Annotated in this window: 19 protein-coding genes; 10 read left to right on the forward strand and 9 right to left on the reverse strand. The window is 36.9% G+C overall.

What is annotated here, in order from left to right; translation table 11 throughout:
- Positions 1-6: 6 nt before the first annotated feature.
- The gene (locus MMF97_RS12950) at positions 7-588 is read left to right on the forward strand and encodes a DUF1684 domain-containing protein (protein ID WP_243362868.1); all 582 of its coding nucleotides are present in this window, start codon (positions 7-9) and stop codon (positions 586-588) included.
- A gap of 726 nt (positions 589-1,314) precedes the next feature.
- Here MMF97_RS12950 and MMF97_RS12955 read toward each other — a convergent pair.
- Positions 1,315-3,738: an alpha-ketoacid dehydrogenase subunit alpha/beta gene (locus tag MMF97_RS12955; RefSeq protein ID WP_243362869.1), complete on the reverse strand. Its 2,424-nt coding sequence runs from the start codon at positions 3,736-3,738 to the stop codon at positions 1,315-1,317.
- Positions 3,739-3,875: 137 nt separating this feature from the next.
- Between MMF97_RS12955 and MMF97_RS12960 the strand changes: the two genes are divergently transcribed.
- Positions 3,876-4,268 carry a DUF1573 domain-containing protein gene (locus tag MMF97_RS12960; protein ID WP_243362870.1) on the forward strand — a complete coding sequence of 131 codons (393 nt, stop codon included), beginning with the start codon at positions 3,876-3,878 and terminating at the stop codon, positions 4,266-4,268.
- A gap of 64 nt (positions 4,269-4,332) precedes the next feature.
- Positions 4,333-5,529 (forward strand): pyridoxal phosphate-dependent aminotransferase, encoded by a 1,197-nt coding sequence (locus MMF97_RS12965; RefSeq protein WP_243362872.1) that lies wholly within the window; start codon positions 4,333-4,335, stop codon positions 5,527-5,529.
- A gap of 510 nt (positions 5,530-6,039) precedes the next feature.
- Here the strand turns inward: MMF97_RS12965 and MMF97_RS12970 are convergent.
- The gene (locus MMF97_RS12970; protein ID WP_243362873.1) at positions 6,040-6,882 is read right to left on the reverse strand and encodes a HEPN domain-containing protein; all 843 of its coding nucleotides are present in this window, start codon (positions 6,880-6,882) and stop codon (positions 6,040-6,042) included.
- A gap of 436 nt (positions 6,883-7,318) precedes the next feature.
- Between MMF97_RS12970 and MMF97_RS12975 the strand changes: the two genes are divergently transcribed.
- Together MMF97_RS12975 and MMF97_RS12980 are read left to right on the forward strand one after the other, a co-directional pair.
- Positions 7,319-7,540, forward strand: coding sequence for a helix-turn-helix domain-containing protein (locus MMF97_RS12975; protein ID WP_243362874.1), 222 nt, complete (start codon positions 7,319-7,321; stop codon positions 7,538-7,540).
- 82 nt (positions 7,541-7,622) lie between these two features.
- Complete coding sequence (locus MMF97_RS12980; protein ID WP_243362876.1) at positions 7,623-7,868, forward strand: helix-turn-helix domain-containing protein; 246 nt, start codon at positions 7,623-7,625, stop codon at positions 7,866-7,868.
- Positions 7,869-8,813: 945 nt separating this feature from the next.
- Here the strand turns inward: MMF97_RS12980 and MMF97_RS12985 are convergent.
- The 6 genes from MMF97_RS12985 to MMF97_RS13010 all read right to left on the reverse strand — a co-directional run bounded on the left by MMF97_RS12985 (position 8,814) and on the right by MMF97_RS13010 (position 15,662).
- On the reverse strand, positions 8,814-9,899 hold the full coding sequence (locus tag MMF97_RS12985; protein WP_243362879.1) for a hypothetical protein: 1,086 nt from the start codon (positions 9,897-9,899) through the stop codon (positions 8,814-8,816).
- Positions 9,868-11,631, reverse strand: coding sequence for a restriction system-associated AAA family ATPase (locus MMF97_RS12990; RefSeq protein ID WP_262916133.1), 1,764 nt, complete (start codon positions 11,629-11,631; stop codon positions 9,868-9,870). The genes MMF97_RS12985 and MMF97_RS12990 overlap by 32 nt, the downstream gene beginning before the upstream one ends.
- Positions 11,631-13,034: a restriction endonuclease subunit S gene (locus tag MMF97_RS12995; RefSeq protein WP_243362884.1), complete on the reverse strand. Its 1,404-nt coding sequence runs from the start codon at positions 13,032-13,034 to the stop codon at positions 11,631-11,633. The genes MMF97_RS12990 and MMF97_RS12995 overlap by 1 nt, the downstream gene beginning before the upstream one ends.
- On the reverse strand, positions 13,018-14,571 hold the full coding sequence (locus MMF97_RS13000) for a class I SAM-dependent DNA methyltransferase (RefSeq protein WP_243362885.1): 1,554 nt from the start codon (positions 14,569-14,571) through the stop codon (positions 13,018-13,020). The genes MMF97_RS12995 and MMF97_RS13000 overlap by 17 nt, the downstream gene beginning before the upstream one ends.
- Before the next feature lie 27 nt (positions 14,572-14,598).
- Positions 14,599-14,796 carry a helix-turn-helix transcriptional regulator gene (locus tag MMF97_RS13005; RefSeq protein WP_243362887.1) on the reverse strand — a complete coding sequence of 66 codons (198 nt, stop codon included), beginning with the start codon at positions 14,794-14,796 and terminating at the stop codon, positions 14,599-14,601.
- 299 nt (positions 14,797-15,095) lie between these two features.
- The gene (locus tag MMF97_RS13010) at positions 15,096-15,662 is read right to left on the reverse strand and encodes a hypothetical protein (protein WP_243362889.1); all 567 of its coding nucleotides are present in this window, start codon (positions 15,660-15,662) and stop codon (positions 15,096-15,098) included.
- A gap of 861 nt (positions 15,663-16,523) precedes the next feature.
- Here MMF97_RS13010 and MMF97_RS13015 point away from each other — a divergent pair.
- Positions 16,524-16,820, forward strand: coding sequence for a helix-turn-helix domain-containing protein (locus MMF97_RS13015; RefSeq protein WP_243362890.1), 297 nt, complete (start codon positions 16,524-16,526; stop codon positions 16,818-16,820).
- 183 nt (positions 16,821-17,003) lie between these two features.
- Here the strand turns inward: MMF97_RS13015 and MMF97_RS13020 are convergent, their stop codons facing one another.
- Positions 17,004-17,633 carry a DUF4159 domain-containing protein gene (locus MMF97_RS13020; protein WP_243362891.1) on the reverse strand — a complete coding sequence of 210 codons (630 nt, stop codon included), beginning with the start codon at positions 17,631-17,633 and terminating at the stop codon, positions 17,004-17,006.
- A gap of 152 nt (positions 17,634-17,785) precedes the next feature.
- Between MMF97_RS13020 and MMF97_RS13025 the strand changes: the two genes are divergently transcribed.
- From MMF97_RS13025 to MMF97_RS13040, 4 genes are read left to right on the forward strand one after another with little or no spacing between them, the layout of a single operon-like run.
- Positions 17,786-18,784 (forward strand): AAA family ATPase, encoded by a 999-nt coding sequence (locus MMF97_RS13025; protein ID WP_243362892.1) that lies wholly within the window; start codon positions 17,786-17,788, stop codon positions 18,782-18,784.
- Positions 18,784-19,671 (forward strand): DUF58 domain-containing protein, encoded by an 888-nt coding sequence (locus MMF97_RS13030; RefSeq protein ID WP_243362893.1) that lies wholly within the window; start codon positions 18,784-18,786, stop codon positions 19,669-19,671. The genes MMF97_RS13025 and MMF97_RS13030 overlap by 1 nt, the downstream gene beginning before the upstream one ends.
- Positions 19,672-19,673: 2 nt before the next feature.
- A complete protein-coding gene (locus tag MMF97_RS13035) occupies positions 19,674-21,056 on the forward strand; it encodes a BatA domain-containing protein (RefSeq protein WP_243362894.1) in 1,383 nt (460 codons plus the stop codon).
- 49 nt (positions 21,057-21,105) lie between these two features.
- The gene (locus tag MMF97_RS13040; RefSeq protein ID WP_243362895.1) at positions 21,106-23,193 is read left to right on the forward strand and encodes a DUF4175 domain-containing protein; all 2,088 of its coding nucleotides are present in this window, start codon (positions 21,106-21,108) and stop codon (positions 23,191-23,193) included.
- The last annotated feature ends 2 nt before the right edge of the window (positions 23,194-23,195 follow it).

Here is a 23,195-nt window from a genome sequence, read left to right on the forward strand (position 1 = left end):
TTTCTTGTGTCAACAGTACAAGCCCAGAATTTCAAAACCGAAACTGAACAACACAGGATCAAATACAAAGAAGATTTTATTACGAATGAGCATTCTCCTCTAAAAGAAGCTGATTTAAAATACCTTGATTTTTTTGAGGCAGACCCTACTTATAAAGTGATTGCGAAGGTTAAATTGCTGAGTAATGAAAAGCCTTTTAAAATGCCTACTTATGCCGGAACTACTGCTGAATACATCAAATATGCTGTGCTAAGCATGCAGGTGCATAACCAACCTGTACAGCTTACACTTTACAAAAACGTTGCTTTGTCGCAAAATCCGGTTTATAAAGATTATTTATTCTTGCCTTTTACTGACCAGACCAACAATAAGGAAACTTATGGTGGTGGCCGTTACATGGATCTGAAAACTTCGGATATTGTAAAGGGTAAAATAGAAATAGATTTTAATAAAGCCTACAATCCTTATTGTGCTTATAGTGATGGTTACCGTTGCCCTATTCCGCCAGAAGAAAACGATCTGTCTCTAGCTATAAAAGCGGGAGAGAAAAAATATACTGGAGAAAAGAAGAAAAGGGATTTGAAGTAGTTTTTTAATTTAAGATGCTGAAACGAGTTCAGCATGACGTAGAGGGCGTTCAACATGACGCATTAATTAAAGGTGCTGAAGTGTCAACATTGAGCTTCCCGATTTAATTCGGGACAAGTTGTCTAAATGTGGTCAATATTAATTTGCCTCATAGTACGTGCCCTTCTTTTACCGTTACCCTGAACTCGTTTCAGGGCCTATCTGACTAATGTTCCTTTTCGCTTGCCGCCGCTAGGCACTTACTTTTTGTCCGCAAAAAGTAACAAAAACTCCCGGCTGCTTATTTTTCTTTTGATGTAAGTGAACAGGCCAATTGGTGCTTGCCGAAAAATAAGAGGCCGGAAAGGTGTTTAACGTAGGGACACTAAGATGCTAACTCGGAGTGAAGTGAAAGGCTACGAAGTAATTCATTCCAGCGTCTAATATTTCCTCGAGTGTGAGATGCTGAGACCAGTTCAGCATGACGTATTCGTTAAAGGCACTAAGCTTGTCTACATTGAGCTTCCCGATTTAATTCGGGACAAGTTTGTCGAAATGTAATCTTTCTTTTAAAACATGCATTCTTTGCGCCTTTTGTGGTTAGTATCACAAAAAAGCGTTACATCAGTATTTGATGTAACGCTTTTTAGTTTTTTATTAAGATGCTGAAACGAGTTCAGCATGACGAACTAACTATTCAATAGGCTTCGACAGGTTCAGCTTGACAACCACTTTTTGCTGCTTATGTTAAAACAAATTCGGATATTTTGATGGGTTCGAATCTGAAATCATTGCATAAACTGCTTCAATGATATCATCAACCGAAGGTTTGGTAAAATAATCTCCATCTGAGCCATATGGTGGTCTGTGCGCTTTAGCAGCCAAAGTTTTAGGTTGCGCATCCAGGTAATAATAACCTTTCTGTACTTCTAATACTTGTTGTAGAATAAATGCTGAAGCTCCTCCAGGAACATCTTCATCTACGATCAATAACTTATTGGTTTTCTGTAAAGATTTGACAGATAAGTGTTCTGTATCAAATGGTAATAGGGTTTGTGGATCGATAATTTCGACCGAAATGCCCAATTGCTCTAATTCTTCTGCTGCCTCTTGTACCAATCTTAAGGTAGATCCGTATGAAATTACGGTAATATCTGTACCGCTTTTTACAATTTCGGCCTTGCCTAAAGGTATCGTAAATTCGCCGACATTATCGGGTAGTTTTTCTTTTAAACGGTAACCGTTTAAACACTCTACTACCAGAGCTGGTTCATCTGATCTGAATAAAGTATTGTACATACCCGCAGCTTGTGTCATGTTTCTTGGTACACAAACGTGCATTCCTCTTAATGAGCTTAAGATCATGCCCATTGGCGAGCCTGAATGCCATATCCCTTCTAAGCGATGTCCTCTGGTACGTATAATAACTGGTGCTTTCTGTCCTGCTTTTGTACGGTATGATACTGTTGCCAGATCATCGCTCAGTACATTTAGCGCATACAATAAATAATCTAAATACTGGATTTCGGCAATGGGTCTCAATCCTCTTAAAGCCAAACCTATACCCTGCCCTGCAATAGTCATTTCTCTGATACCTGTATCTGAAACGCGAAGCTCACCATATTTGGCCTGTAAACCGGCAAATCCCTGGTTAACATCTCCTATATGACCTAAATCTTCTCCAAATGCCAATAAACGTGGATCGCGGGCAAAGTTCGTATCGAAACAAGCGTTGAGTACTTCTCTACCGTCGATCATTTTAGCATTTTCGCCATAAACAGCTGGTACTACCGCTACATCTTCAGGTTTTTCTAAACTTTCGGTATGCAACTTAGAACTGTAAGCTTCTTCAAATACATCTACATGGTCTGTGTACCATTTTACCAATGCTTTTCTGTCGGCATTATCCATATTCAGGCTTAGCCTTATGGCTTTTCTGGCCGCTGCTACTACATCTCTGCGCAATGCATCGGGCGTAGCCGCCAATTGCGAAGCTATTTTAGTTAAAACATGGTTGCCATTAGCCAGGTTATTGATCAATTTGATCACCTCGGCCTGTTCTTGTCTAATAATATCCAAGAACTCGTTCCATGCTTCTTTCTGTGTATCTTTAACGAATTTTTTAGCTGTTTCTTCTAATTCGGTTATTTCTTCATCGGTTGCAACAGCAGATTCTATCATCCAATTGCGCATTTTCAGGATACAATCGTGCTCACGCTCCCACTCTAATCTGTCTTTATCTTTATAACGTTCGTGCGAGCCTGATGTAGAATGTCCTTGTGGCTGCGTAAGTTCTGTTACGTGGATCAGTACGGGTACGTGTTCTGTTCTGCAAATATCAATGGCTTTCTGGTAGGTTTCGCATAAAGCCGGATAATCCCAACCTTTTACCCTGAATATCTCATAGCCATTGGTACCTTCTTCGCGTTGAAATCCTTTTAAGATCTCTGAGATATTTTCTTTGGTAGTCTGGTATTTAGCTGGAACTGAGATGCCATAACCATCATCCCATACAGAAACGGCCATAGGAACCTGCAATACACCTGCTGCATTGATAGATTCAAAGAATATTCCTTCGGATGTAGAGGCATTGCCAATGGTACCAAAGGCTACTTCGTTTCCGTTAACAGAAAAATTCTTTAGGTAATTGAGTTCTTTATTTTCTCTGAATAATTTTGAGGCATAGGCTAATCCTACTAATCTCGCCATTTGTCCGCCGGTTGGCGAAATATCTGATGAACAGTTTTTCATGGCGGTTAGATCTTTCCATGAACCGTCTTCATTTAATGAACGGGTAGCGAAATGGCAATTCATCTGGCGGCCTGCCGATGCCGGATCTGCTTCTACATCGGGGTTTGCATATAATTGCGCAAAAAACTCTTTTATGGTAGATATGCCTGCGGCAAATGCAAATGTTTGATCTCTGTAATAACCTGACCTCCAGTCGCCTGCTTTAAATGCTTTAGCCATTGCGATCTGGGGAACTTCTTTTCCATCTCCAAAAATACCGAACTTGGCCTTTCCTGTAAGTACTTCTTTTCTGCCCAACAAACTGGCCTGCCTGCTTTCAAAAGCTATGCGATAATCATTTAAAACAATCTTTTTAAAATCGTCGAAACTTAGTTCTGAGGTATCTATCTGGTTGGTTATAAGATTTCCGGTTACTATCATACACAAAAATTTTATTTCGGCTCAAAGATACGATTCTTAAAGTTTATGGATGTATTTAGAGGGCAAATAATATTTGGCTCGCAATTTGTTCTGTCTTTTTAAAATAAAATATTAGCTTTGTTTAAAACCTAAACATTATGAAAAAGATAGTTTTAATTTTTGCTTTGATACTCGGGATTGGTGTAATAGCAAAGGCTCAAAATAAACCTGCCGAGTTTAAGTTTGAAACTGAAACTCACGACTTCGGCAAAATTGCACTTAACAAACCTGCCTCTTTTACTTTTAATTTTACCAATGAGGGTGATCAACCTTTGATCATTTCTAATGTAGAAACCACTTGTGGCTGTACCGTTGGCGAGTACACCAAAACTCCGGTGAAAAAGGGCGAAAAGGGTTATGTTAAAGTAACCATTACCAAAGGTGGTGCTCCGCTTCCTTTTAACGGCACGGTAACTTTAACTTCAAATGCACGTACCACTACCAAGGTATTGTATCTTAAAGGTGAAACGGTAGCCGAATCGAGCAAGTAAATTTTTACAAAATATTTAAACTTTTAAACCCCGTTATTTAACGGGGTTTTTTATTTTTGCTCTTATGCCAAAAATCTCAGAAAAAGGGCACCAGATGCCCGCTTCTCCTATTAGAAAATTAACTCCTTTTGCTGATAAGGCAAAAGCCGACGGTAAAAAGGTTTTTCATTTAAATATTGGTCAACCAGATATTGCTACGCCTGAGGTGATGCTCAATGCCGTAAAGAATATTGATTTTGATGTGTGGGCTTATACCCCTTCTGAAGGTACTTTAGCTTACCGCACCAAATTAACTGAATATTACAATAAGTTAGGTTATAACATTACGCCTGATCAGATCCTGGTAACCGTAGGGGGTTCTGAAGCGATCACCATTGCTATGCAAACTTGTGTAAATGAAGGCGACGAGATCATTATTCCTGAGCCTTTTTATGCCAATTACAATGGTTTTGCTTGTATGAGCAATGTGGTGGTTAAACCTATCTTATCTTATATTGACAATGGTTTTGCCCTACCTCCTATTGCCGAGTTTGAGAAACTGATCACCGAAAAAACCAAAGCTATCATCATTTGTAATCCGAATAACCCAACTGGTTATCTGTATTCTAAAGAAGAGCTGGAGGCTTTGAAAGCCCTTTGCTTAAAGTACGACCTTTTCTTGTTCTCTGATGAGGCTTACCGCGAATTCTGTTATGATGGCAGGGAGTTTATTTCGCCTATGCACTTAGATGGTTTGGATGAGAACGTGGTGGTAATGGATACGGTTTCTAAACGTTATAGTGCTTGTGGTGCGCGTTTAGGCTGTTTGATTACCAAAAACAAGGAGGTAATTAAGTCGGGATTGAAGTTTGCACAGGCTCGTTTAAGTCCGGGTATGGTTGAGCAGATTGCCGGTGCTGCTGCTGTTGATACACCTGATAGTTATTTTGAGGCTGTGAGCCAAGAATATACTTTACGCAGGGATACGCTTGTTGGTCGTTTAAACAAGATTGATGGTGTGTATTGCCCTAATCCGGGTGGTGCTTTTTATGTGGTAGCTAAATTGCCTATTGATGATGCTGATGCTTTTTGTCAGTGGATGTTGGAGCATTTCTCGCATAACAACCAAACGGTTATGATGGCGCCTGCCACTGGTTTTTATTCTACACCGGGTTCTGGTAAGAATGAGGTACGCATGGCTTATGTACTTAACGTTGATGATTTAAATGCGGCTATGGATTGCCTTGAGATTGCTTTACAGCAATATCCGGGTCGTGCGTAGTTTTGCTTATTTTTATAAAAAGAAATCCTCAGATTTAGTTCTGGGGCTTTTTTGTTTTAGGGGGGTAAATGGGTTAATTGCTTAGAGTGTATTGTTAAACTGTTGAAGGGGATAATTATATAGGACACTTGTTGAATTGGTTAATTGTTGAACTGTGTAATTGTATCATTTCGCCTCATTGGCCGGCGGGGCCTAGTCCTTTTTGATGGCAAAAAGGACCAAAAACCACCGACTGCGCCTGATGCTACAAGGTATCTGCTTAGGGCAGTTGTTGCAAACCGCATCAGCCAAGGTCGGTATTACGCTAAACGAAGATGTTTTACGGCTATCGCAAAGAATATAGCTAGTAGCTTTAAATAACTCCGTCATGCTGAACTTGTTTCAGCATCTTTCCCTCAATAGTTTAATTAACCACAAAAGGCACAAAGAACACATGGTTGTATTATTTAATTGGTTAATTGAAGTAGCTACGAGACCATAAAGAAAATAAACAAAGTCTTGTAAAATGAATTAAGTCTTGCTCATTTCTGCCAAACGCTGTATGCTAAGTTCTTCGGCCAAATCATAAAAACTCTCTGTAAGTTCCAAAAACCTATAGGGAGATTGCCCTGCCAAACTAAAATCGTCGTTATAGCGGGCCTCACGGTAGCTTTTCATCATGGTATGGAGCAAAGCTTCTGTTACGGGACTGCCCATAAAATGTTGCAGGGGCTTTTCTGAGAAACACGCACACACATAAAATAAGCGCTTAAGGTTACGTATATCCGTTTTATAGCCCATGTATACCCAAATCATTGCTACGCAGAGCTGTTCGCAGGCATGGTACAACAAAAACACGCTTGCCTTTTCCTGTCCGTTTTCCATTGCCTGCACTGCTGCATTTATAAATGTCCTAGCCATTTCGCTACGCCGCTGCCAATGCGCATTAGCCCGATTGGCCTGTTTCTTGGAATTTGGCCCCTGTACCTTTGGTTTGTCCATTAGGCCATTGGCACTATATAGCAAGGTGCCTTGATTAAGTATACTGGTAAAGTAGGCATTACATTGCTGTAGGTTACGGTTCAGTATCTCTTTACCATGGGCATTTATGATCAGTTTTGCTTGTGGGTAATGGCGGTTGGCAAAATCCTGTATCTCGTTTTCTTTACTGGCGGTGCCCTCGGTTATTACCAAAAGGTAAAATATTTCTTGCTGTAGTTGCCCCTTTGCAGCAAATATGCTATTGCAGGCTTGTTGTTGCACAAAATGTGCGTACAGGTAAATCTGTAAGGGCTTAAACTTATCTACAATTAAAGTGGTAAACGCGGCTAAATGTGCCTGCTTGGTGGTGGGGTTTAAAATGGCTGTTTCCATGGCTATTTGGTTTTAGGTGAATACAATGTTGTATAAGCCTGGAAAAGCATACAGTAGCCTAAAAACTCCCCATATTATGAAACGAAATAAAATGAATCTTAAATTGTTTCTTCTTTCCATGCTCGTATAGATGTTACGAGTTTTGCTTGGAGTAGAAATATAAAAGTGGGCTTCTACCTACCATAGCTTCAGTTTGGTTCTCACGCCTTATGTCGATATGGAATTACAGTAGAAACCCACTCTTATTCGGAAATGCTAAAATAGCATAAACTACACAAGAATGGGCTATAAATCTACTGTTTTGCATCGACGGCGTGAGAAATGAAGCTGCAAAACTCTTATTTATAACCTTTTATATACTTCAAATATATTAAAAAGAAAATAACTAAACAAATTTGTTTAGTTATTCTTTAGTAAATATTTCGAGCTTGGCTTGATGGATTTAGAAAAATTTAAAATAGAATTAGGTAAAAAAATTGCACATACCAGAAAAAAGAATGGTTTAACTCAGCCTGAGTTAGGTGCTTTGTTAGGTAAAGATTTTCAAAGTATCAGCAGAATAGAGAATGGAAAAGTAAATATATCAGCACATTTCTTATATGAAATAGCAAAAGCTTTAAATGTTAGTGTTGAAACTTTATTAGATTTTAAGAATTAATTAACCAAATCTAAATGATGACTCAATAAAAGTCAATATTTATATTGACTTATTTTCTATATAATATTTCCAGATAAGTCTAATGAAAAAAGTGACTGTTAAAGAGTTTAAAATACTTTTAGCTCAGCGCATTAAGCAATTAAGAACGAAATCAAATCTTACTCAAGCAGAATTAGCCATTAAAATTGGATATAAGGATAAGCAAGTCATTAATAACTATGAGATAAACGGAGCCAATCCGACTGCCTATAATTTAGTACTATTAGCCAAAGCACTTGATGTTACAATTAATGAATTGGTGGATTTTTCAAAGTTAACAGGTAAATAGCAGGTTGATATAAAATCATCACTTTTGAAAGTACAAACTGTGTAGTTGTATCATTTCACTTTATTGGTCGTCGAGGCTTAGTCCTTTCTTTGATAAGAAAGTACCAAATCCCGATAGCTATCGGGATAAAGCTGTATTGCCTTCCTTGCATTACAAGGGCAAAACTTTATAGACGAAATTAGCATGCTCCCTTCTCTAGGTGCATAAATGAAATTTACATTTCGACAGGCTCAATGTGACACTCAATTTTTAAAATATGTGCATCAGTTTTACCCTGTACTGCTTCGGAATCCAATAAGGCCAGTTAGCTGTACTTAGCAACGTAAAGTAATGAATAATTGGGTTGATGGTTGAATTGGATAATTTTTGTGTTTCCTTGTTGCCAGTCTATAAATTCAAAATATGCAAATGAAGAACTGTGCTTGAATTTAGCACTAAACCCGCATTTGGCAATATCTTGTTATGCCTCGCTTTTGTATCTATCAAAATATTCATTCAATTTTTCGATTAGTCTGTCTGAACTTATGTCAAGACCAGCAGATGAAATATTGAATGGGGAGTTATAATTGTTAATATTAGCGTTGTATTTTGAGCGTTGGGATATTTTTCGGGTAGCACACTATTACATTGGCTATTTTACATAATGCCACATTATGTAACTTAGCTTCCACCGATTTGCATACTGGCATAAACGGAACGGTGGTGGTGGTTGGAGTGAAGTGGTTTTTTGCTTTGTTTTTTATGTTGGACAGCTCTTTGCCACTGCAGGAACGAGGATAGCAATGTGCTGTGGAACATTGGCAAAAACAACGCAAAAAGTATGACAGTTGCAAACGGCGGCAATGCATAGAAGACAGGCGAAGCGTTGGGCTTGTGCGGTTGGGTCTGGCTAAAGCCGTATTTTTTCTGTGTGTGTGGGAAGAGAGCGGGAAATCTAAAAAACAATTAAATCAAACCTTTTTCACTTAAAATATTCTGATATATACCAGTCAGATACGCATCACTTGCATTTTGAACTAAATGATTTATAAAACTTCTATAGGCTTTATATCCTACGTATTTTTTTTTCATAAAGGATGATTTCCAATGTTGAAGATTGGTCTTAAATGACACCAAATCTGAAGCGTGGTTTAATATGTCGTGATCATCAATGTATTCAATATATGTATTTCGCCACATGGTCAAAATATTTTTCTTAACAAAACTATTGTATCGAGTTTTTATATTGAATGTATTTTCCCAGCTCTCAAAATAATCAATCTCGTTATTATCTTTAGGTTCAATAATAAACTCCCAACTACCATACTCTTCTTCGAAAGAAGGCTCTTCAATAAAAGAAAATCTTGCATTTATACCATTATAGTTTTTATATGGATAAAATGCTAATTTTCTATTTCCGACATTATCAATTAACACATTATCATCTCCTTTTGCAGGTCTCGAATTGCACCAACCACCAATTGGTATCAAATTATTAAAATTAACTGAAGAAAAAGGAAAAATATCTTGACAAAGCCAATGATCTAAAGCTAAGCGGGCTTGACCTTCTAAGTTCAGAAATCCTTCTAAACCACAAATAGGACAAACCTCAATCTTATGATGTTTGATAAACTCATCAATTGATTTTCCAACAGTAATATTTACAAAGTTTGTAAATTCATGATACTTACTTGCTGTATTATACAAATAAGAAAATAGTTGTTTTATTGGCTGTCTAATTGAAGCTTCTATATCATTAATTGTTAGCATTTCTAAAGCAGGATCATTACTACAGAGTCTTTCTATTTCATTACTATTTTGGAAAGCTGTAATTATTTTATCTCTTTCATTTTTTATCGTAATAAGTTTATAAGCATCATATACAGCCTTGAACTTACTTTGCAAATCAGTATTCTGAAAAACTTGTATTGACCAATTAGGGAACAGATGATTCCCAAAGTTTACACTATCTTCTATTTTCTTAAAAAAAGATTTAGGAATGCTATGCAAAACTACAATTCTAGTCTTTACCTTTTGTATGTTTAGAATCATTATTATCTTCTGTCAATTCAAAAATTTTTTTAAAAATAAACTGCTTCTGACTAGATTCTCCATAAAAATCTACAGCATTCCTCAACTGATCCAATGAGCCCGTTTTAATAAGCTCCTTCATTTCTTCAAAAGATTGAGCTGATATCATTTGAGTCTTAAAAATATTCTTTAAAATATAATCTACTCCTGCACCATAAGTGTTAATTCCTAACTGTGAGGCCTTTTTAACTTTCAACTTGTTAGTATCTTGGTCTTTATCAAAAAATAAAACATTATTAGGCAAACAATCCGAAATTACAAATGGCGAATGTGATGTTAGTAATATATCTTTTAAATAGTGAATATTATAGCTGCTATTTTCATTTGTTTTATTATTACTAGCAGTAATACTATCATTTAACATTTTAATGAACTTAGCTCTCCAAGAAGGATTAAAGTGTGTTTCTGGTTCATCTAATAATAATAAAGCACGTTTAGATTTCAACAATAAGCAAATACCCATTGTATGTAATAATTGGTGTTCTCCGTCGGAAAAATTCCTTAGTAATAAGGATTTTTCTATTTCAGAATCTTTCATTTTTTTTATAATCATAAAATCAAGAAAATGAAAAACATCATCATTTGGCCCGCCTGTTGGAATTTTACCATCAGTGTAATAACCTTGAGAACGATAAACTTCTTCTTTAGTACTATCATCTAAAATATGATTATTCAATTCATACAATAATCTAAAAGCTTGGAATAAATTAAATGAATCGCCAAAATGTTCTTCAAAGGCTTTTTTTGTTGGATTACTTTCATTTTCATAATCTTTTCCTACATAAAAATCTAAAACAAGACGTTCTTTATTAATGAACCAAGAAGTAGCACATCTCTTAAATCTATCAAGTTGTTCATTTTCTAAAATCGTTAAAACAGACTTCTCTTCTATATTTAAATTACTATCGTTTCTGATTTCATATTTAAAGTTTTTAAGATTGATATGCATTCTAAAGCTTTCTAAACACTGAATTCCTATTTCTTGCTTTAGCGGTTTTAGGGAATCTTTATTTTCAAGTAATAGACAGGATAACAAAACAGCCTGACTCATTGCATTATCAATGTAAATCAAACCATTTTCAGGTTCATCATAGCGGGCAACACCTTTTTGTGTATATTGCTTAAACTCGTCTAAATGAACTAGACGAGCCTTAATAAAAGGTAAACTTAAAATTTCGTTTTCACCAGAAGAATAACCAATAACATGATCTGGAAGATATGATTTTCCGGGTGTCTCGATATCAAGTTTCAAATTAGGAATTAATGAGATATTTTGTCCTGCCTCTTGGTCGAAAGGATACTTTCTAATCTCCATTTTTGGTTCTTCCCCTGTCTTCTTTGAAATTGTTACCTTATCAAAGTTTTTTATAGTATAAATACTTCCCTTTTTCTGACCTATAAGGTATTCTAAAATAAAAGCATCAGGAGTACAGACTTCTCTTTTAAAGTTTTTCTTGTCCCTTATAGTATCAGGAAGATAGCGAGCAACACAAATTTCTAAATGATAAAAAATATTGGCTAGAGCTTCCAATACATTTGATTTTCCACTACCATTTAATCCTGCAAAACAAAATGGTCGAAATTCTTCCATTGCTTTTGTTTCATCTAGAGAATGGAAATAAATTTCAAAGTCTGAATGCAGACTTCGAAAGCTTTTTTCCATTTGTCCAATTTTTAGGGATAAAAGTTTCATTAACTTAACAAAATTTTGTTCTTATTAACATCAAATTCCTGATGGATTTTACCATTACTTTCTTTCAATAATCTAAAAACTATATATTTTGCTTTATCATATTGCTCTATATTCGAAAAACCTTGTAATGCTAACTTATCTATTAATTTCTGACGATAAGCAACATCTTGCATTATCTCCTTTATATCGTTTTTCTCATCAGGTAAATCTAGATTTATAGCATTAATTAGTGTTTCTAATTCACTCTCAATATCAATTAAAGTTCTGGGACTTAGATATTGATTAAAAAGGCTTCTCAATAGACTTTCAGTTAAAGAAGTAAAATCTAATAATTTGTTTTTAATTGACTGTATCTTCTTGTACTTGTATTCAAACTCGTTCTGTAAATCTATTGGGACATCTTTTATTTTAAGTTGTTTGATTATACTTAAATTAAGTGCATCCATTATAGCTCCTCTACTTCTGGCTACTATTTGCTGTTTTATGTAAGGATTTGAATGAAATGAATACGATAGATAATAAGAATTACATTTTTTTTCATCGAGAGTGATAGCAACCAAATGTTTTGTATTAATGGCTAATCCAATATTTTCTGGAACAACAGCAGATCTACCCACAGTTCCCATAATTGATATTAATACATCTTTACCGTAAACTTTAAAATTTTTTAATTTTTGATATTCCTCTTTTGAGATAAATCTCTTTTTATTCCACCTAAAGACATTATCTACAACATTATCAATACCAAGTACAGCGACATCTCCTTCTTCTTTAAATTTGTCATGAGTAAGAGAGCTTCCAAAGGGACCAGTTCTCATACTTCCCTTTTTTTCACTTCTATAATCTTGTAATTCTACTGTTTCCCAATTTTTAAAATCTTTATTTTTATTACCAAATAAACTGTTGTAATATGAAAGAAGCATATTATCTAATTTTAGAATAGTATCACTTCTTTTTTCAGTGAGTTTTTCAACTTTATCTAAAATAGTTACAATTCGATTTTGTTCTTCTATGTTAGGAACATCAACTTCTACATTTTCTAAATAGCTTTTAGAAAGATGTCTTATTGCTACACCTCTAAATCCTCTTTCTAAAATACTTGTATTAGCTTTCAAAAAATAGAATATGTATTTTATGTTTATTTCAGTTTGTGTTTTTTTTATTTTTGTTACAAAACAGTCTGTTGAAGTACTAAAGACTCCTTCATAATGATGTATACTTGGATTTCCTCCTGTTCCGAAAATCAAACAATTATCATCATAAATTGCCTCATTAATCCATTTATTTTGAATTTGACTAGATGTAAAGAAAGCATATTTTCCTTGTTGCAATCCTTCACTAGCCTTAAAAGTAGATTTTTGCAACCAATCCAATATAGATTTTAATTTAATCTTTTTCATCATATCCAATCAAATCTTTAAGCTCTTGCAAATCATTGTTTATTTCAACCTCTAAAGCTAGAATCGCTTTTAATATTTCTTGTGGTGGATCATATTGCTGTTCTTCATAATCAAAATCTTTGTATCTATTAAAACTAAGATCAAAATCATTCTTTTCTATCTCACCAAAAGGAACATAAAAATGCTGCCTACGTTCCTTTTTTGCTTCGTCATCTATTTTATTATCATAAAATTCGACTGCTCTAGGTAAAGGATTGTCACTTAATTTTTTGCGATTGTCATCTAAACTATATCCATCTGTTTCTAACTCATAAAACCAAACTTTTTGAGTAGAAAAATCTTTGTTTTTAAATCCCTTTTTAGTAAATACCAAAATAGACGTTTTTACACCTGTATAAGGTTTAAAAGCACCACTTGGCAAAGAAATAATAGCATCAACTAAACAGTCTTTTAATAAAATTTCTCTTAGATTTTTATAAGCATTACTACCTCCAAACAAAACACCTTCAGGAACTACTACAGCTGCTTTTCCTTCTATCTCCAAAAGTTGAATTATACGTTCTAAAAACAAGAGTTCAGATTGTATATTCTGTTTTTGCCGTTTTCCATCTTTATCAAATTTAGGAGGGTAAACCCTATCCAATATCATACTTATATCAAGACTATCTATTCTTCCCGTAAAGGGTGGATTAGCCAGAATTTTAGTGTATTGGGTATTACCTTCCTCTTCATCAAATTTTTGTGATAAGGAGTCAATATGTTTAATATGAGGTTCTTTGATATTATGCATCATTAGGTTCATCATACCCAAACGAATCATTGTGGTATCAATGTCATAACCATAAAAAGTGCCTGTTGTTAACTTCTTTGCTTTTTTAGAGTTAGGTTTTATGGCATTCGCTGATGTTCTTATCTTAAACCCATCTGTATCTGTCTGCCACTCTTCTTTACCTGAATTTTGAGAAATAATATATTGATAGGCTCCTACCAAAAAACCAGATGTGCCACATGTAACATCACATATTTTATCTTCCAAAGTAGGTTTAAGCAACTCACACATAAAATGAATAATATGTCTAGGTGTTCTAAACTGTCCATTTTTTCCAGCCTCACCTGTTTGTGACAAGATTAATTCATAAAAATCTCCCAATGTATCTTGAAAAATCTGCCCTTCATTTCTTTCTTGTTCCGCTGCTTCATATATATCATTAATAACGTCTATCGCCGCTCTTAATAAAGACGGTTTTGTAATTTCAAACTTAGCACCTTCCATTGCCTTAGTAAAAGGCTCGTGTTCATTGTTAATTGTTTTGAGGTGTTCAAAAATATCAGACATTGTCTTTGGCAAATCAATATCAGCACATTGTGTATAAAAAGACCATTTATATGAATCTTCTTCAACTAAACCAACATCTTCAGCTCTACGCATAAAAAGCAAATAAGATATTTGTTCTAATGCTGTTAAAGGATTGGAAGTGCCTGCTGCCCAAAACATATCCCAAAGATTACTGATTTTAGTTTTTATTATTGAATTCAACATGTTTGTTTTCTTTTTATGAGTTTATCACTATTTACTTGGATTTAATAGCTCCCTCACATCAATTTTTAGTAGTTTCGCTATTTCTGCTAGAGTTTCTACAGAAGGTTGCACTTCATTGGTGCACCAACGAGAAACCGTACTTGCACTTTTACCCAGTTCTTTAGCTAACCATTTACTGGTTTTTGATTGTTCCGTCAATACAATTTTTAGCCGATTGATTTTCATACGATGCTATTTAATACGCATATTGTGCGAATTTAATGTTATTAATTATACAAACAAAGCATTGGAAAGGGATTTTTCATTAAGTACTAATTTGCAATAAACCCCTAATTTCTTCTCTTATTGCAATCAAAAACTTAATTCTTTCGAATACAAAAATGGATTTATCGGGATATAGATATTAACATAAAATCATATCCCTTTGTAAGCAATATCGATTATAGAAAAAGCTAAGCACATAAAAAGCAGCAACCCTTCGGTTACTGCCTTTACAAAAAATGCATCTACCCTCAAAAAAACCATTACTCCATCACTACTTCTTCTGTATACACGTTCTGCGGAGTGTCCGTCATCTCTACCACCATACGGGTACCCGCTACAGGTGTATGGGCAATAGTAGCGGTGTACAGCCAATCTAATTTGAGCGTACTCTGTACCGCCATCCCCTCTTCTATCAGGAGGTCGTCTGTGTCGTACAGGCTAACTTTTACGCTTGTTACGGCCATGATATCGGTAATGCGGCAGGTAATGGTATCGCCGATAGCCCCGGTGTACTTGCTCCAATCGGCAAGGTGCAGCACGGGTGGAGTAAGGAAATCTCTAAAGGCTACGTTGTAGGCCGTTTGGTTTGCCTTGGCCTTTGCCTGGTAGGCTGCTTTGGTTATCGGGTCGCTGATAACGCTCATTGCATAGGAACTTGCTTTGGCAAAGAGAAATCTTTGTTTCATCTGGTTTTGGGTGGGTAGTTTGGTTGTGGGCTTGGGCCTAACTGCCATTACCGTTACGTTGCCTCTCTGACGAAATACCATTGTACGGCCAAATTTGCCACTGGCTCCCTCAATTACGGGGTTGTTCTTGTTTACTGCCATGATCTTGAAAACATTAATTTAACAATCGGTTAATTTACAGATGCTAAGCTCTGCAAGTTAAAAATGGAAAACAAGCTGTTGGGGTTTATTGGTCACTTGGTGTAACAGCTTGGAAGACGAAAATTGTATAATCACTTATATATCAATATTTTAATTGTTTAAAAATGAGCACTTGGATGCATTTGTTGTGTGGTTGTTGTGCAAAGCTTGTGTGGTTGTTGTGTGATTCTTGTGTTGAGGTTGTGTTGGGATTGGGTAATTGGTTGATTGGCTGATTGGTTATTCGTTGAATTGTGTAATTGGTTAATCGTAGAATTGCATTTCGACAAGCTCAATGTGACACTTAGTATATAGATTTTTATTTTTTCGCCTCATTAGCCGGCGAGGCCTAGTCCTTTTTGATGGCAAAAAGGACCAAAAACCACCGACTGCGCCTGATGCTACAAGGTATCTGCTTAGGCCAGTTGTTGCAAACCGCATCAGCCAGGGTCGGTATTACGCTAAACGAAGATGTTTTACGGCTATCGCAAAGAATGTAGCTAGTAGCTTTAAATAAATCCGTCATGCTGAACTTGTTTCTGCATCTAACACTCAAGGAAATAAACAAACCCTCGTAAAACGAGTTCAGGGTAATGTGGAATATTCAGTTTACATTTCGACAAGCTCAATGTGACAAATAGGCTCAATGTGACAGTCAATTTTTCTAAATAAATATATTTAGCGTTAATCAGTATGAAAGATAGGTACGCTCTTGGTGCAAAGTCCTGTAACTTTGGTATTTCAGAATATAAAGGCTACCTTCAAGATAATTAACGGGATACCCCTATTCCTATTATTTATTCATTATTACCAAATAAGATTATGAAAAAAAGAAAAGGGTACTATCTTCTCTCTCATGAAGAATTTACGCTCTTGCAAACCGCTGTAACTCAATACATGGAAACTTCTGCGTACATCAGAAAGAAATTATTGCAAAAGGAGCTTTTAACTACAAAACAGGTTGCAGAAAAGTATTGTGTTAGCCGGCAGACCCTGTACCGTTTCCGAAAGGCTGGCATATTGTTGGCTATTGTAAAGCATGGCAGTTATTATTTTGATGCGGATGAGACCAGGGAGTTCTTTTTAAGGTATAGGGGCATTTCGACAAGCTCAATGTGACTGATGAGAGATATTGGATGTGTGATTTGAGATTTTAGATATTAGAAAAGTTAGAGGTTAGAAGTTAGATTTTGTTAGATTTTCAACTTTGATCTTTCAGACCTCGTTGCTCGTTTTTCGTTTTTGAACTTCCTGCTTGGGCTTTAGGCTTTCTGCTCTGGGCTTTGTGCTTTAGACTCTCAACTACCCATTAACGCCCATGGCATACATGATAATGTTTACCGCAAATTTGGTATTGTCTTCTGCCAGGAAGCGTTTGTTGCGGAAATCATAATCCCACTCGCAGCCATAGTCTTTATTGCTGTACAGAACGCCTATTCTATTGTTAATGGTAATTGCTTTGAGGTAATCGTGCACCAGGTCATCGCCCCAACCGTTGAGTTCAAAAGAGGTGGATGGTGGTCCTTTTTCGAATTTAAAAAAGGAGTTATAGATGGGATGGTTGTTCGGTATTTTTTTGAGTGCGCTGGCCCCAAAAAGGTTGTTCATCTGGGTTTCGAACGATCGGGCAAATAATCCGTCTATATCGTGGTTGCAATCGTCAACAAAGACAAAACCGCCATTGTTTACATAGGTTTTAAAATTGGTTGCTTCCTGCTTACTGAACTGTACCAGTTTATGTCCGCTTAGGTAGCAGAATGGGTACTTAAAAATATCGGCACTGCTCAGTTCTATGATCTTTTCTTCGGGCTCAAACGGAATGGTGGTGTATTCTAAAAGCGAATTCAAGACATTTGCCGGCATACGCTGATCGGTATCCCAGTCTCCTGAAATATATTTTATCCGGGCAAATGTGAACTTGGCGCTTTGCATCGACCTAAATTAATTTCATTTTATATAAAAACCATTTTTTAATGGGTTTATGTTGTAATTTTTTTGATATTCTTTAAAAGTTCTTGATTTTTCATATCTAGATGCGCTATATTGAAATACCAATTTCTGTTAACCTAAAAAGATTTTAGCACTTGGAAACTTCAGCAAGCAAGGTAAACCACCTGATAGAAAAGGTCTCTTCTTTAAAGAGCGAGATACAAAAAGTTATTGTAGGACAAGACACGATCATTGAAGAGATGCTCATTGCATTAATGGCCGGCGGCCATTGCCTTTTGGAAGGTGTACCGGGTCTTGCCAAAACCTTAATGGTGAGAACGATGTCGCAGGCGCTTGACCTGTCTTTTAGGCGCATACAATTTACCCCGGATCTGATGCCTACTGATATTATAGGGACAGAAATTTTGGAGGAAGATCATAGCTCTGGCAAACGTTTTTTTAAATTTAACAAAGGGCCTTTGTTTGCCAATATTATTTTGGCCGATGAGGTGAACCGTACGCCTCCTAAAACACAATCGGCCCTGTTAGAGGCCATGCAGGAGTTTGAAGTTACTTATGCCGGACAAACGTATCCTTTAGACAGACCATTTTTTATTCTGGCTACGCAGAACCCTATTGAGCAGGCTGGCACCTATCCTTTGCCCGAAGCACAGTTAGACCGTTTTCTGTTGTATATTAAAATAGGTTACCCTAGTGCTGCCGAAGAAAGCAAGATCCTGAGCAGTACCACGGGTGCAAAGCAGGAAAAGGTTAATGCGGTAATTGGTGCTGAAGAAATTAAGCAGTTGCAAAAACTTACCCGTGAGGTGAGCATAAGCGAGGATCTGGTTACTTATACCAGTGAGCTGATACGTGCTACAAGACCTGATACTTCTGGTGTTGCTTTTGTAAAAGAGTGGGTACGTTGGGGCGCAGGTCCTCGTGCCGGACAGGCCTTGATCTTAACCGCCAAAGCCAGGGCTCTTTTTAAAGGGCGCTATGCAGTGACCTTAGAAGACCTGCAAACCATGGCTTACCCGGTATTGCGCCATAGGGTGCTCATGAATTTTAAGGCTGATGCCGAAAATGTTTCGGCAGATGATACCACCAGAGAATTGTTAAAAGTCATCACAAGACCTCAAAACAGTATTTAATGAGCAGGCTTCTTGACCCTAAAATACTGATGGCCATTAAACAGCTATCGCTATCGGCCAAAACCACGATTGATGGCTTTATGAATGGTATCAATAAAAGTACGCTAAAGGGTGCCGGCATGGAGTTTAGCCAATACAGAAGCTACCAACCGGGCGATGACCTGAGGTCTTTGGACTGGAAGATGTTTGCCCGTTCTGATCGTTATTACATTAGGGAATCGGAAATAGAAACCAGTATTTCGGTAAGGTTGCTGATTGATGCGAGCGCTTCTATGAACCACCATGATGGCGATTTTACTAAAATGGAGTATGCCAGGTACGTGGCGGCTTCTTTGGCTTATCTGGCCAATTTGCAGGGCGATGCCATTGGTTTATATGTTTTTAAGCAGGACCGTATTTTTTCAATGGCTTCGAGACAGGATTTTCAGCATTTATCTCGCTTGTTTTACCAGCTTGAACATATTGAACCTCAAGGTAAGTTTACCAAACCCATACATTACAACGAGATTTTTGCCGGCGGACATAAAAGGGAGCTGCTGATCTTCATTACTGATTTTTACCAGCAGGATCATGAAATCATCAAACTGTTAGATACGCTTTCATCGCTTAAGCACGAGATCATTGTTTTTCATGTGCTTGCTAAAAATGAACTTGAGTTAGATTTTAAAGGTTATTCTACTTTTGAAGATCTGGAAACTGGCGAAACCATACAGATCGATCAGGCCAAAGCCAGAGCAGCATACCAAGAGCGCATGGCTGCGCTTTTAAAAAACATCAGAACAGCCATGTTAGACCGAAAAATCTATTACAGAACTTTATCTACCGATGAACCGATAGACCAGGCTTTGAGAGATTTTTTAAATCAACGAAATAAATTAAATAATTAATTGTGCAGTTTTTATATCCCATAGGTTTATTTGCACTTGCAAGCTTAGTTATTCCCCTCCTTATTCATCTTTGGCAGGTAAAGCGGGGAAAAACTTTAAAGATTGGAAGTATTTCTCTATTGGGCGAAAGTGCTGCTTCTAATTCGAGAAGTTTACGCATTAATGATTGGTTGCTTTTTGTATTGCGATGCTTTCTTTTGATCTTAACTGTATTTTTATTGGCCAAGCCGTATCTCACTGCTAAACCATTATCTAAACAAGGTGGCTGGATCTTGCTACAGCAACAAGAATTTGGCAGCACTTATGCAGCACATCAAAAAACCATTGATTCGCTACTGGGCAAAGGCTACCAGATCCGTAATTTTGGCTATGGTTTTAAAGAACTTCATCTAAAAGATACCGCAAATAAATTTAAGGATAGTGTTGCTTTAAGTCCGGTTTCTTTACTTAAACAGGTTAATCATCTGTTACCTAACCGTTATCCTGTATGGCTATTTACTTCAAAAAACAAATGGCCTTTGGATGATGAGCTGCCGGTACTGCATCTTCAGTTACATTGGAAAACAGTTTCTTTAAAAGATTCTCTTTCTCATTATTATAGCGAGTTTTTAGGTCGTAATTATCAAGCTACCGTAGTTCCTTATGCCATTGCCTATACGCAGGTAAATGGTCAAAAACCCGCAGCTTTAAATGTAATGATCCATCCTGCAGAAAGTGAGGATGCAAAATATGTAAAAGCAGCCTTAGCAGCCATTGGCGATTATACCGGACAGGCAATTATTTTTCACAGCGCTTCGCAAAACTTTAACGCGCTGGATGCGCTGTTTTGGTTAACTGATGAACCAATCAATGCCAGTTTGACCAAGCAGCTCAAGAAAAACGGGGTCTTGTTTCAATATGCAAATGGCAAGATCAGCAATGAGCGTAGTTTTATGGTATTTAACCAACAGACCTACGGCGAGACCCAACCTGTTAAAATTTTTAAATCTATTGCGCCAAAGGATACAGATCATAGCGAAGTCTTATGGAAAGATGGCTTTGGCAAGCCTCTATTAACCTTAAAACAGGATGATCTTTCTGCTTATACCTTGTACAGCAGGCTTAATCCAAAATGGACAGACCTGGTATGGAAAGCTATTTTTGTAAGGTCTATCTTTCCCATAATTTACGCTGAAAAGCCACCGCAGTTTGGTTTTGAACCGAAGGTTAATGCAGGTTTTGAAGGCCAGGAACCTGTGCTTTCTTTTAACGATACCAAAGCCACAAAACCTATTCTTTCTGCACCACAGTCTATGGACCGATTTTTATGGATACTGGCCCTAATTATTTTAATTGTTGAACGGTTTTTATCTTTTAAACGCAAAGCTCATTTGAAACAGGCATAAAATGATAGATGGTAAAGCATATATAGGGCATTTGAAAAACCGGAAAAGGATGATTGAACTTTTCCGTGCACTTGCATTGAGCCTAGGTATTGCTTTGCTTATAGGCAGTTTGTTTAATTATTGGCATGGCGAACCTATATACTGGGTTTATTATCTGGTATTTATCTTAGCTGCAATTGTTTTTCTAAGCTTTCATCCTATCTGGAAAATAGATGAGAAATACATTAGCCGTTATTTAGACAACCAGTTTCCACAGCTTGAAGACAGCAGTGCCCTGCTGTTAAAAGAACCCAATGAACTGGGCCTGCTAGAAGGTTTGCAAGTGGCTAAAATAGTACAGCATTTACCCTTGCAACAAGTTTTTAAGCCTATATCTTCTAAAATATTTATTGCGCTGGCCTGGCTAATTGCAGGTGCAGGTGTATTTATGTTGCTAGAGCATGTGCCTTCGCTACGATCTTCTTCTTTAAAGGCTGAGCAGGCACCCAAGCACAAAGTTTCTGTAGAAAAAGTTTTACCACAAGTAGCCAGTTACCATCTCTCTATTGTGCCGCCTACTTATACAGGCAATGCCCCACGTGAGCAGACCCAATTTACCTTAAAGGTAGAAACCGGTGCTAAAGTAAGTTGGAACATTCGTACCAATAAGCCTGTACAATCGTTTTACATGATCTTTAACGGCGAGGAAAAATTTAAATTAAATCCTACAGGGGCTAATGCTACTGAATGGTCTTTCTCTAAACAATTGGATAAGCAGGGGTTTTACCAGTTAGAGTTAGATGGTGTTAAATCTGATCTTTACCAGATTGATATTATCCCTGATTTTCCGGTAAACATAAAGATCTTGCAACCTAAACCACAAACCGTTATAGATGTGGGTATGCCTACGCAAATTGACCTTAAAGCTTTGCTAAGTGATGATTATGGCATTACAGAAGCTTTTATTTCGGCTACCAGGGCCAGTGGTAAAGGCGAAAGCGTAAGTTTTACCGAAAAGAAAATCAATTTTAACGTCTCTTTTAAAGGTGCCAAGTCTTTAACGCTCAACAAGCATATTGACCTGAAAAATTTGGGGATGAAACCTGGGGATGAGCTTTATTTCTTTATTCAGGCTAAAGACAATAAAGGTCAGCAAAGTAGATCTGATGTATATACGGTTTCTATCGTAGATACGGCCGAATTGATGAGCATGGCTGGTATGACTTCTGGCGTGAATTTGGTTCCCGAATATTTTAGGAGCCAGCGACAGATTATTTTAGATACCGAAAAATTACTGGCTGAAAAGGCTTCGATAGCTGTAGAGGAATTTAAAAAACGTAGCAATACTTTAGGGATAGACCAAAAGTTGTTGCGCTTAAAATATGGTCAGTTTTTAGGCGAAGAAAATGAAACCGAAATTGGCGGCGATCATGACGACCACAATGACAATGATGGCCATGATCATGGTAAACAGGATACGCAACCAGAAAAATTTGGCGATGTGCAAGCATTGATGGATAAATATGCGCATAAGCATGATATTGCCGAGGATGCCACGTTTTTTGAGCCTGAAATAAAAGCGCAATTAAAAGCCGTACTTAACGAAATGTGGAGCGCCGAACTCAAATTGCGCACTTACGCACCTGAAGATGCGCTTCCTTTTGAATACAAAGCGTTAAGGCTGCTCAAAGATTTGCAACAAAAATCGAGGGTTTATGTAGCCAAAACTACCGTTAAAACTGCAGCTATAAAACCCGAAAAACGTTTAACGGGCGAATTAAAGGAGATTACCGCACCACAGCAAAATCTTCATTACGAACTAAAAGACCATACCAAAGAGGAACTGAAACTGTTGTTGGCTTTATTAGATCTGCATAAAAACGGCAAGCCTTTTTCTGCTAATGATCAAGCGCTCTTGCAAAGTGGTGAAAAGCAGATCATCATCGCTACTGCCAGTCATCCTGCCAGTTATTTACCTGCTCTAAAGAGTTTAAGGAGATTGAGCGCACAAAAATTGCCTGCATTGAATGATCTAAATACGGTATCTAATGCCATATACAATCTTATTGGCACAGGTACATCATTGCCGCAAGCACAAACAAAGGGATTGAGCAAAAAATTAGCTGAACATTACTTTAACCATCTTAAAGGCTATTGATT

Source organism: Pedobacter montanisoli (assembly GCF_022809115.1).
Classification (GTDB): Bacteria; Bacteroidota; Bacteroidia; order Sphingobacteriales; family Sphingobacteriaceae; genus Pedobacter; species Pedobacter montanisoli.

Coding starts and splice junctions, on each gene's coding strand:
- MMF97_RS12955 (WP_243362869.1), bottom strand. CDS start 3,738: ATGATAGTAACCGGAAATCTTATAACCAACCAGATAGATACCTCAGAA.
- MMF97_RS12960 (WP_243362870.1), top strand. CDS start 3,876: ATGAAAAAGATAGTTTTAATTTTTGCTTTGATACTCGGGATTGGTGTA.
- MMF97_RS12965 (WP_243362872.1), top strand. CDS start 4,333: ATGCCAAAAATCTCAGAAAAAGGGCACCAGATGCCCGCTTCTCCTATT.
- MMF97_RS12970 (WP_243362873.1), bottom strand. CDS start 6,882: ATGGAAACAGCCATTTTAAACCCCACCACCAAGCAGGCACATTTAGCC.
- MMF97_RS12975 (WP_243362874.1), top strand. CDS start 7,319: ATGGATTTAGAAAAATTTAAAATAGAATTAGGTAAAAAAATTGCACAT.
- MMF97_RS12980 (WP_243362876.1), top strand. CDS start 7,623: ATGAAAAAAGTGACTGTTAAAGAGTTTAAAATACTTTTAGCTCAGCGC.
- MMF97_RS12985 (WP_243362879.1), bottom strand. CDS start 9,899: ATGATTCTAAACATACAAAAGGTAAAGACTAGAATTGTAGTTTTGCAT.
- MMF97_RS12990 (WP_262916133.1), bottom strand. CDS start 11,631: ATGAAACTTTTATCCCTAAAAATTGGACAAATGGAAAAAAGCTTTCGA.
- MMF97_RS12995 (WP_243362884.1), bottom strand. CDS start 13,034: ATGATGAAAAAGATTAAATTAAAATCTATATTGGATTGGTTGCAAAAA.
- MMF97_RS13000 (WP_243362885.1), bottom strand. CDS start 14,571: ATGTTGAATTCAATAATAAAAACTAAAATCAGTAATCTTTGGGATATG.
- MMF97_RS13005 (WP_243362887.1), bottom strand. CDS start 14,796: ATGAAAATCAATCGGCTAAAAATTGTATTGACGGAACAATCAAAAACC.
- MMF97_RS13010 (WP_243362889.1), bottom strand. CDS start 15,662: ATGGCAGTAAACAAGAACAACCCCGTAATTGAGGGAGCCAGTGGCAAA.
- MMF97_RS13015 (WP_243362890.1), top strand. CDS start 16,524: ATGAAAAAAAGAAAAGGGTACTATCTTCTCTCTCATGAAGAATTTACG.
- MMF97_RS13020 (WP_243362891.1), bottom strand. CDS start 17,633: ATGCAAAGCGCCAAGTTCACATTTGCCCGGATAAAATATATTTCAGGA.
- MMF97_RS13030 (WP_243362893.1), top strand. CDS start 18,784: ATGAGCAGGCTTCTTGACCCTAAAATACTGATGGCCATTAAACAGCTA.
- MMF97_RS13040 (WP_243362895.1), top strand. CDS start 21,106: ATGATTGAACTTTTCCGTGCACTTGCATTGAGCCTAGGTATTGCTTTG.